23 protein-coding genes are annotated in these 14080 nt (G+C 55.2%); 17 read left to right on the top strand and 6 right to left on the bottom strand.

Annotated elements, in window-relative coordinates; genetic code table 11:
* The first annotated feature begins 169 nt into the window (after positions 1-169).
* Positions 170-343: a hypothetical protein gene (locus tag DXY04_RS12195; protein ID WP_170951389.1), complete on the top strand. Its 174-nt coding sequence runs from the start codon at positions 170-172 to the stop codon at positions 341-343.
* Positions 344-359: 16 nt separating this feature from the next.
* A complete protein-coding gene (locus tag DXY04_RS09600; protein ID WP_115161889.1) occupies positions 360-1241 on the top strand; it encodes a GNAT family N-acetyltransferase in 882 nt (293 codons plus the stop codon).
* 152 nt (positions 1242-1393) lie between these two features.
* On the opposite strand, the gene DXY04_RS09595 is transcribed toward DXY04_RS09600, so the two are convergent.
* Positions 1394-1621 carry a DUF3136 domain-containing protein gene (locus DXY04_RS09595; RefSeq protein ID WP_115161888.1) on the bottom strand — a complete coding sequence of 76 codons (228 nt, stop codon included), beginning with the start codon at positions 1619-1621 and terminating at the stop codon, positions 1394-1396.
* 145 nt (positions 1622-1766) lie between these two features.
* On the opposite strand from DXY04_RS09595, the gene DXY04_RS09590 reads away from it, so the two are divergent.
* The 4 genes from DXY04_RS09590 (at position 1767) to DXY04_RS09575 (ending at position 3345) form a co-directional block, all read left to right on the top strand.
* Positions 1767-1985 (top strand): CP12 domain-containing protein, encoded by a 219-nt coding sequence (locus DXY04_RS09590; RefSeq protein WP_115162222.1) that lies wholly within the window; start codon positions 1767-1769, stop codon positions 1983-1985.
* 63 nt (positions 1986-2048) lie between these two features.
* On the top strand, positions 2049-2735 hold the full coding sequence (locus tag DXY04_RS09585) for a response regulator transcription factor (RefSeq protein WP_115132776.1): 687 nt from the start codon (positions 2049-2051) through the stop codon (positions 2733-2735).
* Positions 2736-2818: 83 nt separating this feature from the next.
* Complete coding sequence (locus tag DXY04_RS09580; RefSeq protein WP_115161887.1) at positions 2819-3058, top strand: DUF3136 domain-containing protein; 240 nt, start codon at positions 2819-2821, stop codon at positions 3056-3058.
* Positions 3059-3081: 23 nt separating this feature from the next.
* Positions 3082-3345, top strand: coding sequence for a hypothetical protein (locus DXY04_RS09575; RefSeq protein ID WP_115161886.1), 264 nt, complete (start codon positions 3082-3084; stop codon positions 3343-3345).
* Between the two features lie 28 nt (positions 3346-3373).
* On the opposite strand, the gene DXY04_RS12190 is transcribed toward DXY04_RS09575, so the two are convergent.
* Both DXY04_RS12190 and DXY04_RS09570 read right to left on the bottom strand, forming a co-directional pair.
* Positions 3374-3538 carry a hypothetical protein gene (locus DXY04_RS12190; RefSeq protein WP_011364523.1) on the bottom strand — a complete coding sequence of 55 codons (165 nt, stop codon included), beginning with the start codon at positions 3536-3538 and terminating at the stop codon, positions 3374-3376.
* Positions 3539-4070: 532 nt separating this feature from the next.
* Positions 4071-4490, bottom strand: a complete 420-nt coding sequence (locus DXY04_RS09570; RefSeq protein WP_115161885.1) for a hypothetical protein — start codon at positions 4488-4490, stop codon at positions 4071-4073.
* A 168-nt stretch (positions 4491-4658) separates the two neighbouring features.
* Here DXY04_RS09570 and DXY04_RS12185 point away from each other — a divergent pair, with 168 nt between their 5' ends.
* Both DXY04_RS12185 and DXY04_RS09565 read left to right on the top strand, forming a co-directional pair.
* Positions 4659-4835 (top strand): hypothetical protein, encoded by a 177-nt coding sequence (locus DXY04_RS12185; protein WP_170951388.1) that lies wholly within the window; start codon positions 4659-4661, stop codon positions 4833-4835.
* 131 nt (positions 4836-4966) lie between these two features.
* Positions 4967-5149 carry a hypothetical protein gene (locus tag DXY04_RS09565; RefSeq protein WP_115132779.1) on the top strand — a complete coding sequence of 61 codons (183 nt, stop codon included), beginning with the start codon at positions 4967-4969 and terminating at the stop codon, positions 5147-5149.
* A 420-nt stretch (positions 5150-5569) separates the two neighbouring features.
* Here the strand turns inward: DXY04_RS09565 and DXY04_RS09560 are convergent, their stop codons facing one another.
* Together DXY04_RS09560 and DXY04_RS09555 are read right to left on the bottom strand one after the other, a co-directional pair.
* Positions 5570-5746 carry a hypothetical protein gene (locus tag DXY04_RS09560; protein WP_244278648.1) on the bottom strand — a complete coding sequence of 59 codons (177 nt, stop codon included), beginning with the start codon at positions 5744-5746 and terminating at the stop codon, positions 5570-5572.
* Between the two features lie 8 nt (positions 5747-5754).
* The gene (locus DXY04_RS09555) at positions 5755-6024 is read right to left on the bottom strand and encodes a hypothetical protein (protein WP_114989357.1); all 270 of its coding nucleotides are present in this window, start codon (positions 6022-6024) and stop codon (positions 5755-5757) included.
* A gap of 150 nt (positions 6025-6174) precedes the next feature.
* Between DXY04_RS09555 and DXY04_RS09550 the strand changes: the two genes are divergently transcribed.
* The 7 genes from DXY04_RS09550 to DXY04_RS09515 all read left to right on the top strand — a co-directional run bounded on the left by DXY04_RS09550 (position 6175) and on the right by DXY04_RS09515 (position 10718).
* On the top strand, positions 6175-6954 hold the full coding sequence (locus tag DXY04_RS09550) for a GTP-binding protein (protein ID WP_115161883.1): 780 nt from the start codon (positions 6175-6177) through the stop codon (positions 6952-6954).
* Between the two features lie 5 nt (positions 6955-6959).
* The gene (locus DXY04_RS09545; protein WP_115161882.1) at positions 6960-7775 is read left to right on the top strand and encodes a metallophosphoesterase; all 816 of its coding nucleotides are present in this window, start codon (positions 6960-6962) and stop codon (positions 7773-7775) included.
* Positions 7775-8485 (top strand): phosphoesterase, encoded by a 711-nt coding sequence (locus DXY04_RS09540; protein ID WP_115161881.1) that lies wholly within the window; start codon positions 7775-7777, stop codon positions 8483-8485. Before DXY04_RS09545 ends, DXY04_RS09540 begins: the two co-directional genes overlap by 1 nt.
* 115 nt (positions 8486-8600) lie before the next feature.
* A complete protein-coding gene (locus tag DXY04_RS09535) occupies positions 8601-9695 on the top strand; it encodes a GTP-binding protein (protein ID WP_115161880.1) in 1095 nt (364 codons plus the stop codon).
* A 258-nt stretch (positions 9696-9953) separates the two neighbouring features.
* Positions 9954-10211 (top strand): hypothetical protein, encoded by a 258-nt coding sequence (locus tag DXY04_RS09525; protein WP_115161878.1) that lies wholly within the window; start codon positions 9954-9956, stop codon positions 10209-10211.
* 4 nt (positions 10212-10215) lie between these two features.
* Positions 10216-10437: a DUF3721 domain-containing protein gene (locus DXY04_RS09520; protein ID WP_115161877.1), complete on the top strand. Its 222-nt coding sequence runs from the start codon at positions 10216-10218 to the stop codon at positions 10435-10437.
* Complete coding sequence (locus DXY04_RS09515; protein WP_115161876.1) at positions 10434-10718, top strand: hypothetical protein; 285 nt, start codon at positions 10434-10436, stop codon at positions 10716-10718. The genes DXY04_RS09520 and DXY04_RS09515 overlap by 4 nt, the downstream gene beginning before the upstream one ends.
* Positions 10719-10733: 15 nt before the next feature.
* Here the strand turns inward: DXY04_RS09515 and DXY04_RS09510 are convergent, their stop codons facing one another.
* A complete protein-coding gene (locus tag DXY04_RS09510; protein ID WP_115161875.1) occupies positions 10734-10904 on the bottom strand; it encodes a conjugal transfer protein TrbI in 171 nt (56 codons plus the stop codon).
* A 683-nt stretch (positions 10905-11587) separates the two neighbouring features.
* On the opposite strand from DXY04_RS09510, the gene DXY04_RS12655 reads away from it, so the two are divergent.
* Both DXY04_RS12655 and DXY04_RS09500 read left to right on the top strand, forming a co-directional pair.
* Positions 11588-12163, top strand: coding sequence for a helix-turn-helix domain-containing protein (locus DXY04_RS12655; RefSeq protein WP_115161874.1), 576 nt, complete (start codon positions 11588-11590; stop codon positions 12161-12163).
* A 391-nt stretch (positions 12164-12554) separates the two neighbouring features.
* Complete coding sequence (locus DXY04_RS09500; protein ID WP_115161873.1) at positions 12555-14078, top strand: iron uptake porin; 1524 nt, start codon at positions 12555-12557, stop codon at positions 14076-14078.
* Positions 14079-14080: the final 2 nt, after the last annotated feature.

Raw genomic sequence — 14080 nt, 5'->3', positions numbered from 1 at the left:
TTCAGACGCAGTAAGACAGTTCCATTCGAGGCAAAGCCATGAAGCTCGACCTTGCTCAAGCACAACCCATGGGAAGCCTCATTGTTGAGGGAACCCACCGGCCATTCCACGCCCTTGCCTGCGCCATTAGGCCAGCAACCGTGCGCATCGGACGAAAGGTCTCAGCGCAATGACAACTGCATCACAACGTTTTCTGGTTCGATACAAGAAAAACGACGGAAGCCAACGCACACTGCAACTCCAGGCGGCCAATCCCCGGGAAGCACGCATCGTCGCTATGGAAACCGATGCTTATGTGCGGCGTTATCCAACCAGTGTGGATTCGATTCTTCAGGCCGCCTGACGCCACCTGAATAGTGATGCTTGAGATCAAACCGTTCATGCCAACAGATCTCGACGTCGTCACAGGGATGGCCCGTGAACAGGATTTCGCTCCAGGAATGGGCGACATTGAGATCTATGCCAACACCGATCGCCAGGGAATCTGGTTGGCCTGGCAAGACAACGTGCCAGTGGGCTGCATCGCCGCCGTTACCTACAGCCCCAGCTACGCCTTCATCGGCCTGTTCGTGGTGAAGCCGGAGCATCGGGGTCAGGGAATAGGCCGTCGCCTCTGGCAACACGCCTTAAAAACCCTCAACAACGTGGAGTGCGTCGGCCTGGAGGCGGCAGTCCAGATGGTGGGTTTCTACGAGAAAGCCGGATTTAAGAAGGACTGCATCACCACACGCCGGCAGATGCTCTGCCGCAGCGACCAATCAGAACACCCGAACACCACCCTGCTCCAGCGCAGCGACATCACCGTTGTGCCACTGCGTGAGATCTCTCTCGAGGCGATTCAGCGCTACGACGAACGCCACGAAATCAGCCCACGGCCCCATTTCCTTGAACTGTGGTTACGCCACAGGGCAGGAGACGTGTTTGTGGCAAGAGATTCCCAGGGGGCATGCCATGGCTACGTGCGCATTCGGCCTTGCCTACTCCCCATCGGTGAAGGTTGGCGGGTGGGACCCTGGCTGGCAGAAGATCCCGGCATGGCATCGCTGTTGCTGAACAACGCCATCGATCGCCACAAGGGAATCGTTCTGATCGACACCCCAGGGCATAACCCATCTGCCAAAACGATCACGACGGCGAAGGGCTTCAAACCCATGGGCTCGACTGTGCGCATGTACAAGGGCCTGATGCCGGAGGGCCACGACCGCAACATTTATGGCCTGGCCTGCCTCGAGCTCGGTTGAATCCGAGGGTCGAGTAACCACTCCCTGAATTCCTGAGTCAGCGCGTAACTCTCTTCATAGCGATGCTCTTGATCAAGGACGGTAATCCTCTGCATCACCTCGCTCAAAACTTGAGCCTTGATGGAATCAGCTTCGGTTGACATCATCCCTCCTTAGGCATCAGTTACTGACGAAAATCTGGCCTGAATCATTAACATCAATCGCTCAGGAGATTTGTATTGCCTTGGCAAGGATCGATGCAACAAGCGCAAACGATCCCAACAGAGTGTTCGCTCAAGTTCAGCACTTGTTTTCCCCTGCTTGATCAGCATCTTCAAGGCCTTGCAGTACAGCGGATATTTGGCTTCGAGCTCTCCGATACTTAGATTGGATGTACCCATGGAGCCTTCACGCTGACAGGCAGAACTGTGCAATGAATGAGGCCGTTTTATCGCCTCCCAAATGGGGACAATCGTTCTGTCCCCGGATGGGGGTAGCTCAACAATCCAGCCAGCGCGTTAGATGGATTGGATTGCAATTTTGAGCGTGGAATCAATCGAAACCCACATCGCCAAAGACCGTGAGGAACTGGCCAAGGCTCAAGCCAGCGGTGATGAGGCCAAGGCGCGTCACTACGCCACCGAGCTTGAGGGACTCGAGGCGTATCGCAGCCACCATCCCGAGGAGCACAAGGACCCCACCTCCCTCGAGGTGCATTGCGACCTGAACCCCGATGCTCCGGAATGCCGCGTCTATGACGACTGACGAAGGTCGAAACCATATAGGCCGATTGGCCCGCAAGGATGGATAAAAGATGCAGGGAAGCCCATGGATCTGACCCCATACCTGCAAAGTGAGCCCAAGTCTCCCGACGAAGAGCCCCTGCTTTCCGTTGCCATCAGCGGAAGCATTGCCTTGGCAATGAAGGGACGATTTTTCCTGCGCTGCTTCTGCGAAAGTTTTAGCGAAAGATCTCGTATTGGCTGTGCCGTTACGGATGAAGAGTCCTGCCTGAGTTATCTCAAAAAGGATTCCTTTGAGCTACTTCTCTGCACGGATCTACTTGAAAAAGGCAACGGCTTTGAGTTGGCGCGCAAAGCCCAAGAGCTTCAATCCGGCCTGAAGGTCGTGGTGCTGGCATTAAGCGATGCCATTCCGGTGGAATACGACAACGCGCCATGGCTGGAAGCCGTGGTTGCCGAAGCCGACATCATCGAAGACCGCAAACCTCTTGAAGCAGCTGTGCTGGCGGTGATGGGACATCATTCCTATCGCAGCCCATCACTACGCTCCGACGAACTTCCCTATCTCAGCTGCCCGCGACTGACACCTCGCGAATACGAAGTTCTCGACCGCCTCGCCCGCGGAATGTCCGACCGTGAAATTGCGGAAGATCTCATCGTCACCGAAGAGACCGCACGCACTTACACCAAGCGGCTGTTGCGGACCCTTGAAGTGAACAACCGGGTTCAGGCAGTGTTGAAGGGAATGCGGTGCGGCATGGTTCAGATCTGAACCAGTAAACCACCCCAAATGGGGGTAGAGATCAAGTCCCCAGCCGGGCATCAATGGATGGCGATAAGTGATGTCGAGAAGTGATGGCAACTATCACCTTCACCCATGAACCATCCCTCGCTGAACTGCGAGAAACAGAAGCGGTGTACACCCGCGCCATGGAATACCTGGTGGCAGATGGCGTGAAAGAAGGGGAGGCCAGAGAGAGCGTTTGCTGGCGACGCCTGAGCCGACTTCATCAGGCCCTTCCAGACCGTTACGGCAACCCCCGCGCGCTCTTTCTTTCACTTCGTGCGCATCAGCGAAGCCAGAAGGCGGCCTAGTTACCTCGGCACTGAATCAGCCCATGGACAGTGAATATCAGCCAATCAGTCGGGTGGAACGGTTAACGGCAGCTCACCCCTGGTTGCTCGAGTCCCAGGCCTGGAAATTGCTCAGCATTAAATACGTGCTGATTGGACCAGAGCTCACCATCCACAATCCCGATCACCTCGAACTGATCATGCAGGAGTGGGCCGATCATCTGGTGGAGATGGATGACGAAGCACTTCAGCAAATGTGTGCCTGGATCGATCGAAGCCGTCTTGAGGGTGAGTGGGGCAAGCCCTGACTCTTAAGAAAGCAGCACGTGACAAGCATCACTCCACCAGGAATTCGCTGCGCAAAGCCCGAGCATCCTGAATCCGCTGCCCCACCGCGAGCTGGCGGAGGCGGGTGTTCAGCCAGGCGCGCAGTCGGGTGGATGACACCGACTTATTGAGCAGACCGTCCGAAGGCTCAGGCGTGCCGAAGGGAATCGTCATCAGCCACGCGCGGTGGTTCAGGCTAATCAGATCGCAGCCACGCCAGCCCCACTTTCAGCCGGTTCTGCCCTGAAAGGCAATGCGTGTTCGTGCTGATTGCCAGGGCCTGGCCCAGCCCCAAGACTGTGTGCATCGAGATCGGAGGCGTCCATGCGAGACGACGGTCCAACCGAGCAGACGTCAGAAGCAAGCTGACTTTCAGGCCCCTGCTCCAACAGTTTTCACACCTCTTATTGGGTGCGCCCTTCGACAGGCCTTGTGCGAAAGGCCAGGCCGATCGGCACTCCATCTGCACCGTGCCAGGTGCCCTAAGGAGCTCCCATCACCCGACCCCTTGGAACATGGCCCCAGGCGCCATAAGCCAGACGCTTCGACCTTCCTTCAGCCCCATCTGATGGATTGCGTCATGCACAAACGAGCGAGTTAGGCCGCCTGTTCAACGGAACGGGACGGCCACACCAACCCTGAACACCACCGTTCAGACACAGACCCCCGGCCCCTCCGTCACAGGGACCGGGGGTCTGCTGCTGATTCAGGCCTTGCGCTTTTGATCGGCCTGCCGCAGTTGCTCACGAAGGATGATCGGATCATCACAGTGGGATCTGCGGTAAAGCGCTTTGATCTTGCGTGACTCCTCATCGAGCAACTCCAGCTCAACCGCGTCTGCCATTCCCACGGTGAAATCTTCGATCTGGCGGTCTTCAAACTGATTCTCAAGAGCCATCAACTCCTTCAACGAATCACTCATATACAGACAACTCGACGCCATCAATTTGAGGTTTTCCCGGATCTTGATGTCGGCCTGCTCGCGAACATCCCGCGCCTTTTCCAGCGTGGCAATCAGATCACCACTAGCCGCCTCCTCAATCGTTGCCGCAGTCACCGTTGAGGTTGTTGCACAACCGAGCACCAGCACCAGCAACAACGCCAGAACGGATTGCAGAACCTTCATCGGAACCCCAGAAGACAGGTCACGTTAAGGGGAGACATCAGACGACGTCCCCTCAGGTGAGGGAGACATTGCTTGGAATCACCACCCCACAACCCCTCGAGTGGGTGATGTGTGGCCCTCTGGTTTTGCCGATGCTGATGGAACACGAGCCGAGGAGAACCCAAGAGCATGACCAACACAACCGCCAAAGCCCAACTGCTCGATCTGCTGATCGAACCGCTGAAGGGATGCAAAGGGCTTTATGTCCATCGGCAGAACCTGATGCAACGGGTGATGCGCATGCCCGACCTGGAGGTGCGCGATCACCTCGATCGGCTCAGGGCCAGCCATTTCCCAGGCACTTGAACCATCAAGAGCCAAAGAGCCCAATTCTTAAGGAATGATGAGAGACACAAAGAAAGTCAAACCCGTATCGGTTGTCGCAGTCCGGTCCAACCATGGATCCGTAGGACGGCTGCAGTTTCAAGCGTGATCCCATGGCCGAAACCCTGCATCTGCCCTACTCCGTTCAAGGCAATGGAACCGTGGAATCGATCGGCAATCACCTGTATCGGGTCTGCGGACCAGCCGGATGCACCGTTGTGATGGGGCTCAGCAACGCCCTTTATCTGAGTCGCAACGTGCCAGAGGTGGAACACAACCACCACTCACATCGATGACAAAAAATCGCCCCAGCCATGGAGCGAATCATCTAGCCGGAGCAATCCCCATCACCCGGCTCATAGCACCAGATCTTGATGCGTTGGCTCGATAATACTCATCCAGCCCCAGATCTAGGGGGAGCAGGATTACCTATGCAGAGCTGCTTGATCACACAACAACGCTGCATGTGGTGGCCTTGCTCGTTATATTGAGAGACCCCATCACCCGGCCCGCCTCTTCGGCGGGCTTTTTTGTGGCTTTGCGCCAGATGTAGCGCAGGGACAAACACTGCAAAGGAAAGCATAAAAAAGGAAGGGTTCCCTAATCCCTCCCCTGTTCGACGCAGTTTCCCCCTGTTCTGAGCTGGGGGTTACCTGTTCATTCTGTATCCCTAAGAACCAAACAGCATCGGTGATTGCACTTAGCGAACGGTCGCATCAGCGATCAAGCAGGCCAGCATCGATCTTGGCGTCGGGATTGAGCTTAATCAGCATCCACAGCAACATCGCCGAGCAATCGCGATCACTCACGCCGTAGTCATATTTCCAGTCAGCCAACATTCCCTTGAGCTCATGCTGAGCGTGGGTGATGAACTCATCGTTCCATTCCTGCACCAATCGATTCAGTCCTCTTCGAGATCTTCTTCTGTGACGTAGAAGGGCTCATCAGAACCGGGCTGATCGTTCTCCAGCACGAGCACCTTGAGCGAATCATCGCTCTCAAACACAAAGAGGCCGTCCTCATCGGGATGCACACCCTTCATCTCAGGGTGCTGGTTGACGAGGCGCTTGAGGCGGCGCTTCTCCTTCCAGAACTTGGTCCCCTTTTCAACCAGATAAACCGTCAGAGCCAAGTTCACCAGCACAAGGGCGAGGAACTCCAAGGCCTGCATAGATCAAAACCGGGTTCCGATGACCCTAGCGATAGAAGCAGGGAGCGCCATAGCAAGCGATACCAAGCGCCCAAAGGCACGAAGAGAACGGGACAGGGTGGCGGCAGCGGCTCATAATGAGAATGATTCTCGAACCTCGAGGAGGTTGCGATGGGCCAGGTGTACCTGATTTCAGGCCCTCCGGGGTGCGGGAAAACAACTTGGGCGCTCCAAAGGCTTCAGCAGCATCAAGGCCCCTGCGCCTACCTGCGGCTGGAGGGAGAGAAGGCAGCGGGGCTTGAACAGGGGGAAGACAGAGGAATCGACCTGACCTGGCTCAAGGACCAGGTGCCCAGGATTGAGGAACTGGCAATAGCCAACGCAACGGATCTGAAGCAGGACAACGATGGGCTGACCCTGATCGAAGTTCAGCAGTTCCATCCCCCCAGCCAGGAGGGAATTGAAGGGCTCGGAGACGACGTTCGCTCCAAGCTGGAGGCCTTGCAGCTGCACCCCGACCAACTCCTGCACTTCGGGCGAGACCCTGAATTGCCTGCAAAGGACACCCTGGAGTTCAGCAAGCTCGAGGCATGGCACACCTCTCTTTCGGGTTGTGTTTGGGATCCCAACAGCCTGAGCAGCTTTTGGTTTGAACTCGTGAACGGTGCCTACGGCGATGTGTACCGCGCCAAAGGCCTGATGAATCTTCCTGATGGGCGGGCATTTTTCTGCAATTGGATGGTGAGCCAGGAGTCATCCCAGTTCCTTCCCCTGGACGCCACGGCACCGCCACAGGGTCGCCCCAGTCGAACCTCAGAGCTCGTTGTTCAGGGCAAGGCACTCAACCCTGAAGGCATTCAAGCCACCATCAGCGACTGCTTGCTCGCGGATGACGTGCTCTCCATGCAGCAACAACAGCTCCAGCAACAACAACCCACCTCTCAAGGCTGATTGACATGAACCACGCCGTCATCTCCTGTTTGCACGCCAACCTTGCCGCCGTGGAGGCGGTGCTCGACGACATCGACTCCCAGGGCATCCAAACCATCACCTGCCTTGGCGATCTTGTGGGCTACGGACCCCAGCCCAATGAGGTGGTGGAACTGGTGCGTCAGCGCGAGATTCCCACCTGCCAGGGCTGCTGGGATGAGGACATCATTGACGGCCTGAATGCCTGTGAATGCAGCTATCCCTCCCAGCTGGCGGAACGACGAGGTCATCGCGCCCATCACTGGACAGCCGATCTGCTGACGGAGGAGAACAAGGCCTTTCTGGCTGAACTTCCGATGACACTGCGGCGCGACAAGTTGTTGTTTGTGCATGGCAGTCCGAACAGTCAGCACGAATATCTATTGCCCGACATGAATGCCTTTGCGGCCCTTGAACGGGTGGAAACAGCAGGGGCGGAAACCTTGTTCTGTGGCCACACTCATCAGCCCTATGTGCGCGAACTACGCCAGGGATCCATTCGAGTGAAGGTGCAACAACGCGATCAAGGCGCACCAACAGAGCAGGAGCTGGAACTGCCGATGCGGCGGATCGTTAACGCTGGTTCTGTGGGGGAACCGCGTCATGGCAGCACCAAGGCCACCTATGTGATCCATAACAACAAAACCGGAGAGGTGACGATTCGGGAGGTCGACTACGACGTCGCCAAAACCTGTCGAGAGATCGTTGATGCGGGCTTACCGGAGGTGTTTGCCTGGAGGCTCAGCCACGGCTTCGAATATGCCGAGCGGGCTGAAGACGCCAGCCACGTGTGTGAGCGCTGATGGAACGCTGGGCCCTGGTGAGTGGTCTCCAAGGAGACCTGGATCTGTACGAACAGATTCAGAAGGATCTAAAGCAACAACGGAGTGTTGCCAATCTCTTCGTTCTCGGTGATCTGATCGGATCACAACGCAAGTGCAATGCTCTGCTCGAGCGGCTGAGGCAGCCGAAGCGCGCTGATCTTCAGCCCGACTGCATCTATGGCTGGTGGGAAGAACAGCTTCTGGCGGAGTGTGGCTACCGCGGCGAACGCAAGGCTGAAGGGCTCAGAGCCGAGCAGGGCGAGGCGGCGGTCGGAGAACTTCTCGCTGCGGTGGACGCTGACCATCTCAACTGGCTGGCATCGCTGCAGTTCGGCTTCATCGAACTCGACTGCGCTCTGATTCATGGCAGCTCCGCCGACGTCGGCGACCGACTGACGGAAGACACTTCAGCCTTGGTACTTCTGGATCGGCTGACGCGGCTGGATGTGAACCGGCTGTTTACGGCGCGCTGTCAGCGTCAGTTCCGACTGGAGCTTTCCGGTGGATCCATCCAAACCCACGTCAAAGACCATGCCGGTGAACAGCAGAGCGAACAGGCTGTGCCCAAACGAAGCGTGATCGGCATTGGCGGAGGGAGGCATTACACCCTCTACGACCCCGCCACAGATCACATCGAATTTCGAATTGCGGGGGAACCTTCCAACGCTTCGGGGCGGGGCTTTGGCTGACTGCCACGGCTCGAGATGTTCTGTCGCAACAACTGCTGAGTGAGTTGCTCGCCTGATCACAAGAACATCGTTTCACAACCTTTGATCCCAAAGATCACCTCTGTTTTCTGACCCAATGACCACTGCACCAGCCAGCACCAACGTTCCCGTCACCATTCTCAGCGGCTTCCTCGGAGCGGGAAAAACCACGCTGCTGAATCACATCCTGAGCAATCAGCAGGGGGTGAAGACCGCGGTGCTGGTGAATGAGTTCGGTGAAATCGGGATCGACAACGATCTGGTCGTCACCACCGGTGAAGACATGGTGGAGCTGAGCAACGGTTGCATCTGCTGCTCGATCAACGACGAGCTGATGGAGGCGGTGGAACGGGTGATTGAACGCCCAGAACCGCTCGATTACATCGTCGTCGAAACCACCGGTCTGGCCGATCCCCTGCCGGTGGCGATGACGTTCCTCGGCAGTGAGCTGCGGGACCAAACCCGCCTGGATTCGATCATCACCTTGATCGATGCAGAAAACTTCGACGACGTCGTTCTGGACACGGAAGTTGGCCGGGCTCAGGTGATTTACGGCGACATCCTGCTGCTGAACAAATGCGACCTCGTCTCCGAAGAGCGGCTTGAGAGCGTCGAACAGCAACTCAGAGCCGTCAAGAACGATGCGCGGATCCTGCGGTCGGTGAAAGGGGAGGTGCCTCTTGCCCTGTTGCTCAGCGTTGGACTGTTCGAATCCGACAAGGTGAGTTCTCCCGCAGACGATCCGAGCCTGGATCACAGCGACTGCGACCACGGCCATGGCCAATGCAGCCATGACCATGAGCACGATCACAGCCATGGGCATGACCACGGTCACGGCCACAGCCATGGGGACGGTCATGACCACGGACACCATCACCACAGCCATGAGCACGGTGACCACCAGGACATCGAGGGCTTCACCTCCCTGTCATTCAAGAGTGATGGGCCCTTTGCATTGCGCAAGTTCCAGAACTTCCTCGACAACCAGATGCCCCAGGAGGTGTTCCGGGCCAAGGGAGTCTTGTGGTTCAACGAAAGCGAACGCCGCCATGTGTTCCATCTGGCAGGCAAACGCTTTTCCATCGACGACACCGACTGGACCGGTGATCGCAAAAATCAATTGGTGCTGATCGGCCGCGACATCGACCACGACAAACTGCGGGAACAACTACAAGCCTGTGTGGCGCATTGAATCAAAGGACACCGCACCCTCGCCGTAACTCAAGTTGTGGTTGTTCCGTCTTGACGCTGGTTCTCGTAGGTCCCGTGACAACGGAATCGCCTTTGCACCACACCCAGAGCGGCCATTGTTTTGTTATCAGGTCGAGATAGCGGAGCGAGCTGACCAAAACGTCCCCGTTCTTCTGCTGCATCGCCAAATCAACAACGTTGCTCAAGGCCAATCGACGCGCAAGGCTGTCCATACGTTGAAACCAATCACAAGCGACACATGGTCGACCACAACCATCAAAAGCTCACAGCTCGCGAGATGGTGCGAGCCCACGCCTACCCGGTGCTTGCGGCTGTTAGCAGTCTTAGCCTGCTCAGCATCACGGTTCTGCTGATTCCACAAGCCGTCAAAACCCATCGCTACAACCGCTGCATCGACGCACAGATCGCCATGCGGGTCGGCATCAATCCAAAGGGAGGCACAGCTGCCGGCAAGATGAATTACCTCAAGGCCGTTGAACACTGCGAAGGCTTCTAAACCGATGAACGCCATCCAACCGTTATTGGCTCTCAGCTTCGGGGTTTTGGCCCTGTTAGTGAACACAACGCCAGGGATGGCCCACGGAAAGGGGCTCTATGGCACCGAAGCCGAAGCGCGGCAGCGTGCAGCTGAAATCGGTTGCAGCAGCATTCATGAGAACAACGGACGTTGGATGCCTTGCACTGGTGAACGGGAACTCCACCAACAGCTGCGAAAGCAATGAAAGTCTCCAAAACAACCAGCCGGCAGGCGCGGCGCATCCATCGCTGGCTGGTGCCGATCGCCGCAGCACCACTGCTGATCACTGCAGGAACCGGCTCCCTCTACAGCCTGCTGCTGGAGCAGAACATTGATGCTTTCTGGCTGCTCAAGCTGCACACAGGACAATTCGGCTGGCTCAATCTCCAGCCCGTGTACCCAATCCTGCTGGGAACTCTCACCATTGTTGTGACCGTGTCTGGGCTGACGATGCTGCTCAGGCCAACCCGTACGACAGGGAATTGATATCACCCCGTCCGCCTACTCCGCGCAAGTGCAGCCGCAGGAGCCACTGCCATGGCATGGCTCGTGGTTGGGATGGCCGGTGGCACAGGCCTCTGAACAGAAACTCTGGCCATCGCGAACAACAGCTTGGGACGCCTGCACCTCACAGGTGCAACGCGGACAGGCACAGGGAGCAGCAGGAGCCATCACAACAAATCAATCAACTGTTGTATAAGCCTAAAAAAGATGACCACAGAGCAAACACACCATTTCCACACACAATTCATACGAAAAGATTGACAATGATTCTCACATCACACAGCGACCTATAAGCAAAGGGCCACTCCCAATAGCAGCAATGAAGAAGAAGAATTACAAGATAAACGCCAACAATCACAGCGCAATAGGCCAAATAGCACAAGCAGAAGCAATTAAATTCACTACGAATCAATCAGAAAGCAGAAAAATAACGAGAGCAGCGCCTCAAAGCACATGAACAGAAATGATCAACTGAGAAGCAATACGCTGCGAGAAATCAATGCATGGTGCTACCGACGCGCATCTCACCTTTCACTCACAGGACACGACCAGGCAGCGCAAGCCCTAACGGAAGAGCACATGGAAGCACTCCAGAACGCTAAGCCCGAAGAGACGCTATGGGTCGAGAACTAACAGACAAAGCCTCTTTATCGCGCCGGCGCAATGTGTCATATCTTACCTCGAAGAAAGCAAATATCACAAGAGCAGACAAAAGCAGCAAGCCACATCGTGCTATAAAAAACATCAAACACGCACAAAATCTTGAACAATCTGTTGATACATAGAAAAAAGATTTTAGCAAAAAAATTAAGCGCATCTAGGCGTAGCAAAAATCACAAGTCAGCACATCAATGAATACGGATAACGACTCCCGACCTAAGAGAGGCAGACCAATATCCCTAAATCCGTCCGAAACAATCGGCCTAGAAAGACCTCAAGCCGGAAAGAAAATAGAATTAATAGTCAAAAACGGAGTCATCCGGATTGCAGCGAAACAATTCAATAACGCAGAAGACATAACTTTAGCCTTTACATGCAAAACAGATGTTTTCAAATTCCAGTATCCAAAAAACCTAAAACTCTCGATAGAGGCCATAACAGACACAACATATACAGTTGAATCAACAAGCAAGACAGAACCCGACACAAGCGATGCAATTATGGACTGGATCATTCAACTGCATATTGTGAGGCATGAGACAAATCTAGAAAATCGACTGATAAAATTTTTTAGATTACTAATAACAAGACTAGGAAAGAGGACATCAGAAGGGCTACTACTAGAGCACACACTGTCTCATGCACGTATTGCTGAAATCGTTGGGTCTACGAGATCAACCGTATCAAGAACGATTAGCACTCTTAGGAAGACCCGTCAAATTTATATTGATGAGCTAAGGGGCCAGATCGTTCTACCCGTGAATTAATTAACGCCCACAACGACATGTTCCACCTTTCCACTTGGAGCATTTGGATTTCTTGCAACCCTTTTTCTTATTTATCGAAAGACGCTTTTCGGAAGAATCAGCCAAGATCCTAGACATTCATTTCAACAACAATACTGCTCATCTCTGGGTTAGAACGACCCTGGAGAAGCAACAAAAGACACAAGCTCGTAAGTCATCTGATCAGAGTCAAGGAATCTCTGCATAAGATTTCGGGTACTCAAGGAGATACAAACAAACAGTAAGGGCCTAAATCAAAAGAACTCTCAGGCGTATAAAAAGCTACTTTGAAATGAAGTAAACGAGTAGCAGGCAAAACAGCGGAAGCGCAATATGGGGTCGCCCGTATGGGCTTTCCTGTGTGAGGAATCCAATGAAGCTTTTCCAGCAACTGCTGGTGGCTCCTGCTGCCCTTGGCCTTCTGGCCACCGGCGCTAATGCCGCCGAGCTGAACATCAACGGCGTTTCTGATTACGCGGCTTCCGCTGATCAGGTCACCAGCGTCACCCAGTTCTCCGACGTCTACCCCACCGACTGGGCCTATCAGGCTTTGGCTGGTTTGGTTGAAACCTACGGCTGCGTCGCCGGTTACCCCAACGGCACCTTCCGTGGCAACCGTGCCATGACCCGCTTCGAAGCGGCTGCCCTGCTGAACGCTTGCCTCGACCGCGTCACTGAAGTGACCGACGAGCTGCGTCGCCTCATGACTGAGTTCGAAACCGAGCTGGCCATCCTCAAGGGTCGCGTTGACGGCCTCGAAGCCAAGGTTGGCGAACTGGAAGCCACTCAGTTCTCCACCACCACCAAGCTGCGTGGTCAAGCGGACTTCTTCTTCGGTGGCGTCTCCTATGACGACCGAAGCGAGTGCAACGCTGAAGGTGGAGATTGCGAGGACGATGGAACCTCTCTGTCATATCGATACACCCTCAATCTCAACACATCCTTTACCGGTAAGGATCGCCTGTACACCCGTCTTCGCGCGGGCAACATGGACAACGTCTGGACTAACAAAAACTCTTATCTGAGTGATGCAAAATCCGGAGACAACACCCTGAAGGTGGACAAGCTCTGGTACAGCTTCCCCGTTGGTGACTTCAAATTCACCGTGGGTGCTCTGGTAGAGAACTACTACATGGTGGAGACACCGACCCGATACAAACCCATCCTCAAGGCTTTCAAGCTTGGTGGATACGGAGCCGTCATGGGTGCAAGCACCGGCCAAGGTGCTGGTGTGCAGTGGCGCCAGAACGGCAGACCTGGAGAAGCTGCGTTCAACATCGCAGCCAACTACGTGGCTGACGGTGGCGAAGGTGCAAAATCCGATTCTGAACTTGGAATGTTCGGTTCAGCAACCGACGGTTATTTCCTGAGCCAAGTCGGTTACGGCAACCGCAAGTGGTACATCTCTGCCTTGTACGCCCACAAGCAAGGTGCGGATGGTTCCAAGCCTGCAATGGGGTATTCCACTCCTGCAGCATCCAGCTACGACGAAGCTCTGAACGCTTTCGGACTTCGCGGCTACTGGACCCCTGAGGAGTCCGGCTTCATCCCTACGATTAGTGCAGGGTTCGATTACGGCGTTTCTGACGCGGATGCTGATGGCAAAACGGAAGAAGTCATCGGCTGGATGGTTGGCCTGAACTGGACTGATGCCTTCATCGATGGCAACAAACTGGGTGTCGGCTTTGGCACTTACTCCAGTTACGCCACTGAAGTTAAAGGAGACAGTGATCCTGGCGATTCCAACTTCGCCATCGAGGGTTACTACGATTTCCAAGTCACCGATAACATCACGGTGACGCCCGCTGTGTTCTGGATCCAGGATGCTGATGGCGATGCATCTGTTGACGGCTCAGACAGCCTGGGCGGTCTTATCAAAACCACATTCAAGTTCTGATC

The sequence above is a fragment of the Synechococcus sp. UW86 genome (assembly GCF_900474085.1).
Lineage (GTDB): Bacteria > Cyanobacteriota > Cyanobacteriia > PCC-6307 > Cyanobiaceae > Parasynechococcus.
The sequence above is the reverse complement of the archived record's forward strand: the minus strand, read 5'-3'. Positions and strand labels throughout refer to the sequence as shown.

What these genes read in the sequence shown, in the direction of transcription:
- DXY04_RS09525 (WP_115161878.1), top strand. Translation starts at nt 9,954, where the DNA reads ATGGTCGACCACAACCATCAAAAGCTCACAGCTCGCGAGATGGTGCGA.
- DXY04_RS09565 (WP_115132779.1), top strand. Translation starts at nt 4,967, where the DNA reads ATGGCCGAAACCCTGCATCTGCCCTACTCCGTTCAAGGCAATGGAACC.
- DXY04_RS09550 (WP_115161883.1), top strand. Translation starts at nt 6,175, where the DNA reads ATGGGCCAGGTGTACCTGATTTCAGGCCCTCCGGGGTGCGGGAAAACA.
- DXY04_RS09500 (WP_115161873.1), top strand. Translation starts at nt 12,555, where the DNA reads ATGAAGCTTTTCCAGCAACTGCTGGTGGCTCCTGCTGCCCTTGGCCTT.
- DXY04_RS09520 (WP_115161877.1), top strand. Translation starts at nt 10,216, where the DNA reads ATGAACGCCATCCAACCGTTATTGGCTCTCAGCTTCGGGGTTTTGGCC.
- DXY04_RS09540 (WP_115161881.1), top strand. Translation starts at nt 7,775, where the DNA reads ATGGAACGCTGGGCCCTGGTGAGTGGTCTCCAAGGAGACCTGGATCTG.
- DXY04_RS09570 (WP_115161885.1), bottom strand. Translation starts at nt 4,490, where the DNA reads ATGAAGGTTCTGCAATCCGTTCTGGCGTTGTTGCTGGTGCTGGTGCTC.
- DXY04_RS09545 (WP_115161882.1), top strand. Translation starts at nt 6,960, where the DNA reads ATGAACCACGCCGTCATCTCCTGTTTGCACGCCAACCTTGCCGCCGTG.
- DXY04_RS09575 (WP_115161886.1), top strand. Translation starts at nt 3,082, where the DNA reads ATGGACAGTGAATATCAGCCAATCAGTCGGGTGGAACGGTTAACGGCA.
- DXY04_RS09600 (WP_115161889.1), top strand. Translation starts at nt 360, where the DNA reads ATGCTTGAGATCAAACCGTTCATGCCAACAGATCTCGACGTCGTCACA.
- DXY04_RS09510 (WP_115161875.1), bottom strand. Translation starts at nt 10,904, where the DNA reads ATGGCTCCTGCTGCTCCCTGTGCCTGTCCGCGTTGCACCTGTGAGGTG.
- DXY04_RS12185 (WP_170951388.1), top strand. Translation starts at nt 4,659, where the DNA reads ATGACCAACACAACCGCCAAAGCCCAACTGCTCGATCTGCTGATCGAA.
- DXY04_RS09580 (WP_115161887.1), top strand. Translation starts at nt 2,819, where the DNA reads ATGGCAACTATCACCTTCACCCATGAACCATCCCTCGCTGAACTGCGA.
- DXY04_RS09535 (WP_115161880.1), top strand. Translation starts at nt 8,601, where the DNA reads ATGACCACTGCACCAGCCAGCACCAACGTTCCCGTCACCATTCTCAGC.
- DXY04_RS09585 (WP_115132776.1), top strand. Translation starts at nt 2,049, where the DNA reads ATGGATCTGACCCCATACCTGCAAAGTGAGCCCAAGTCTCCCGACGAA.
- DXY04_RS12655 (WP_115161874.1), top strand. Translation starts at nt 11,588, where the DNA reads ATGAATACGGATAACGACTCCCGACCTAAGAGAGGCAGACCAATATCC.
- DXY04_RS12195 (WP_170951389.1), top strand. Translation starts at nt 170, where the DNA reads ATGACAACTGCATCACAACGTTTTCTGGTTCGATACAAGAAAAACGAC.
- DXY04_RS09555 (WP_114989357.1), bottom strand. Translation starts at nt 6,024, where the DNA reads ATGCAGGCCTTGGAGTTCCTCGCCCTTGTGCTGGTGAACTTGGCTCTG.
- DXY04_RS09595 (WP_115161888.1), bottom strand. Translation starts at nt 1,621, where the DNA reads ATGGGTACATCCAATCTAAGTATCGGAGAGCTCGAAGCCAAATATCCG.
- DXY04_RS09515 (WP_115161876.1), top strand. Translation starts at nt 10,434, where the DNA reads ATGAAAGTCTCCAAAACAACCAGCCGGCAGGCGCGGCGCATCCATCGC.
- DXY04_RS12190 (WP_011364523.1), bottom strand. Translation starts at nt 3,538, where the DNA reads ATGACGATTCCCTTCGGCACGCCTGAGCCTTCGGACGGTCTGCTCAAT.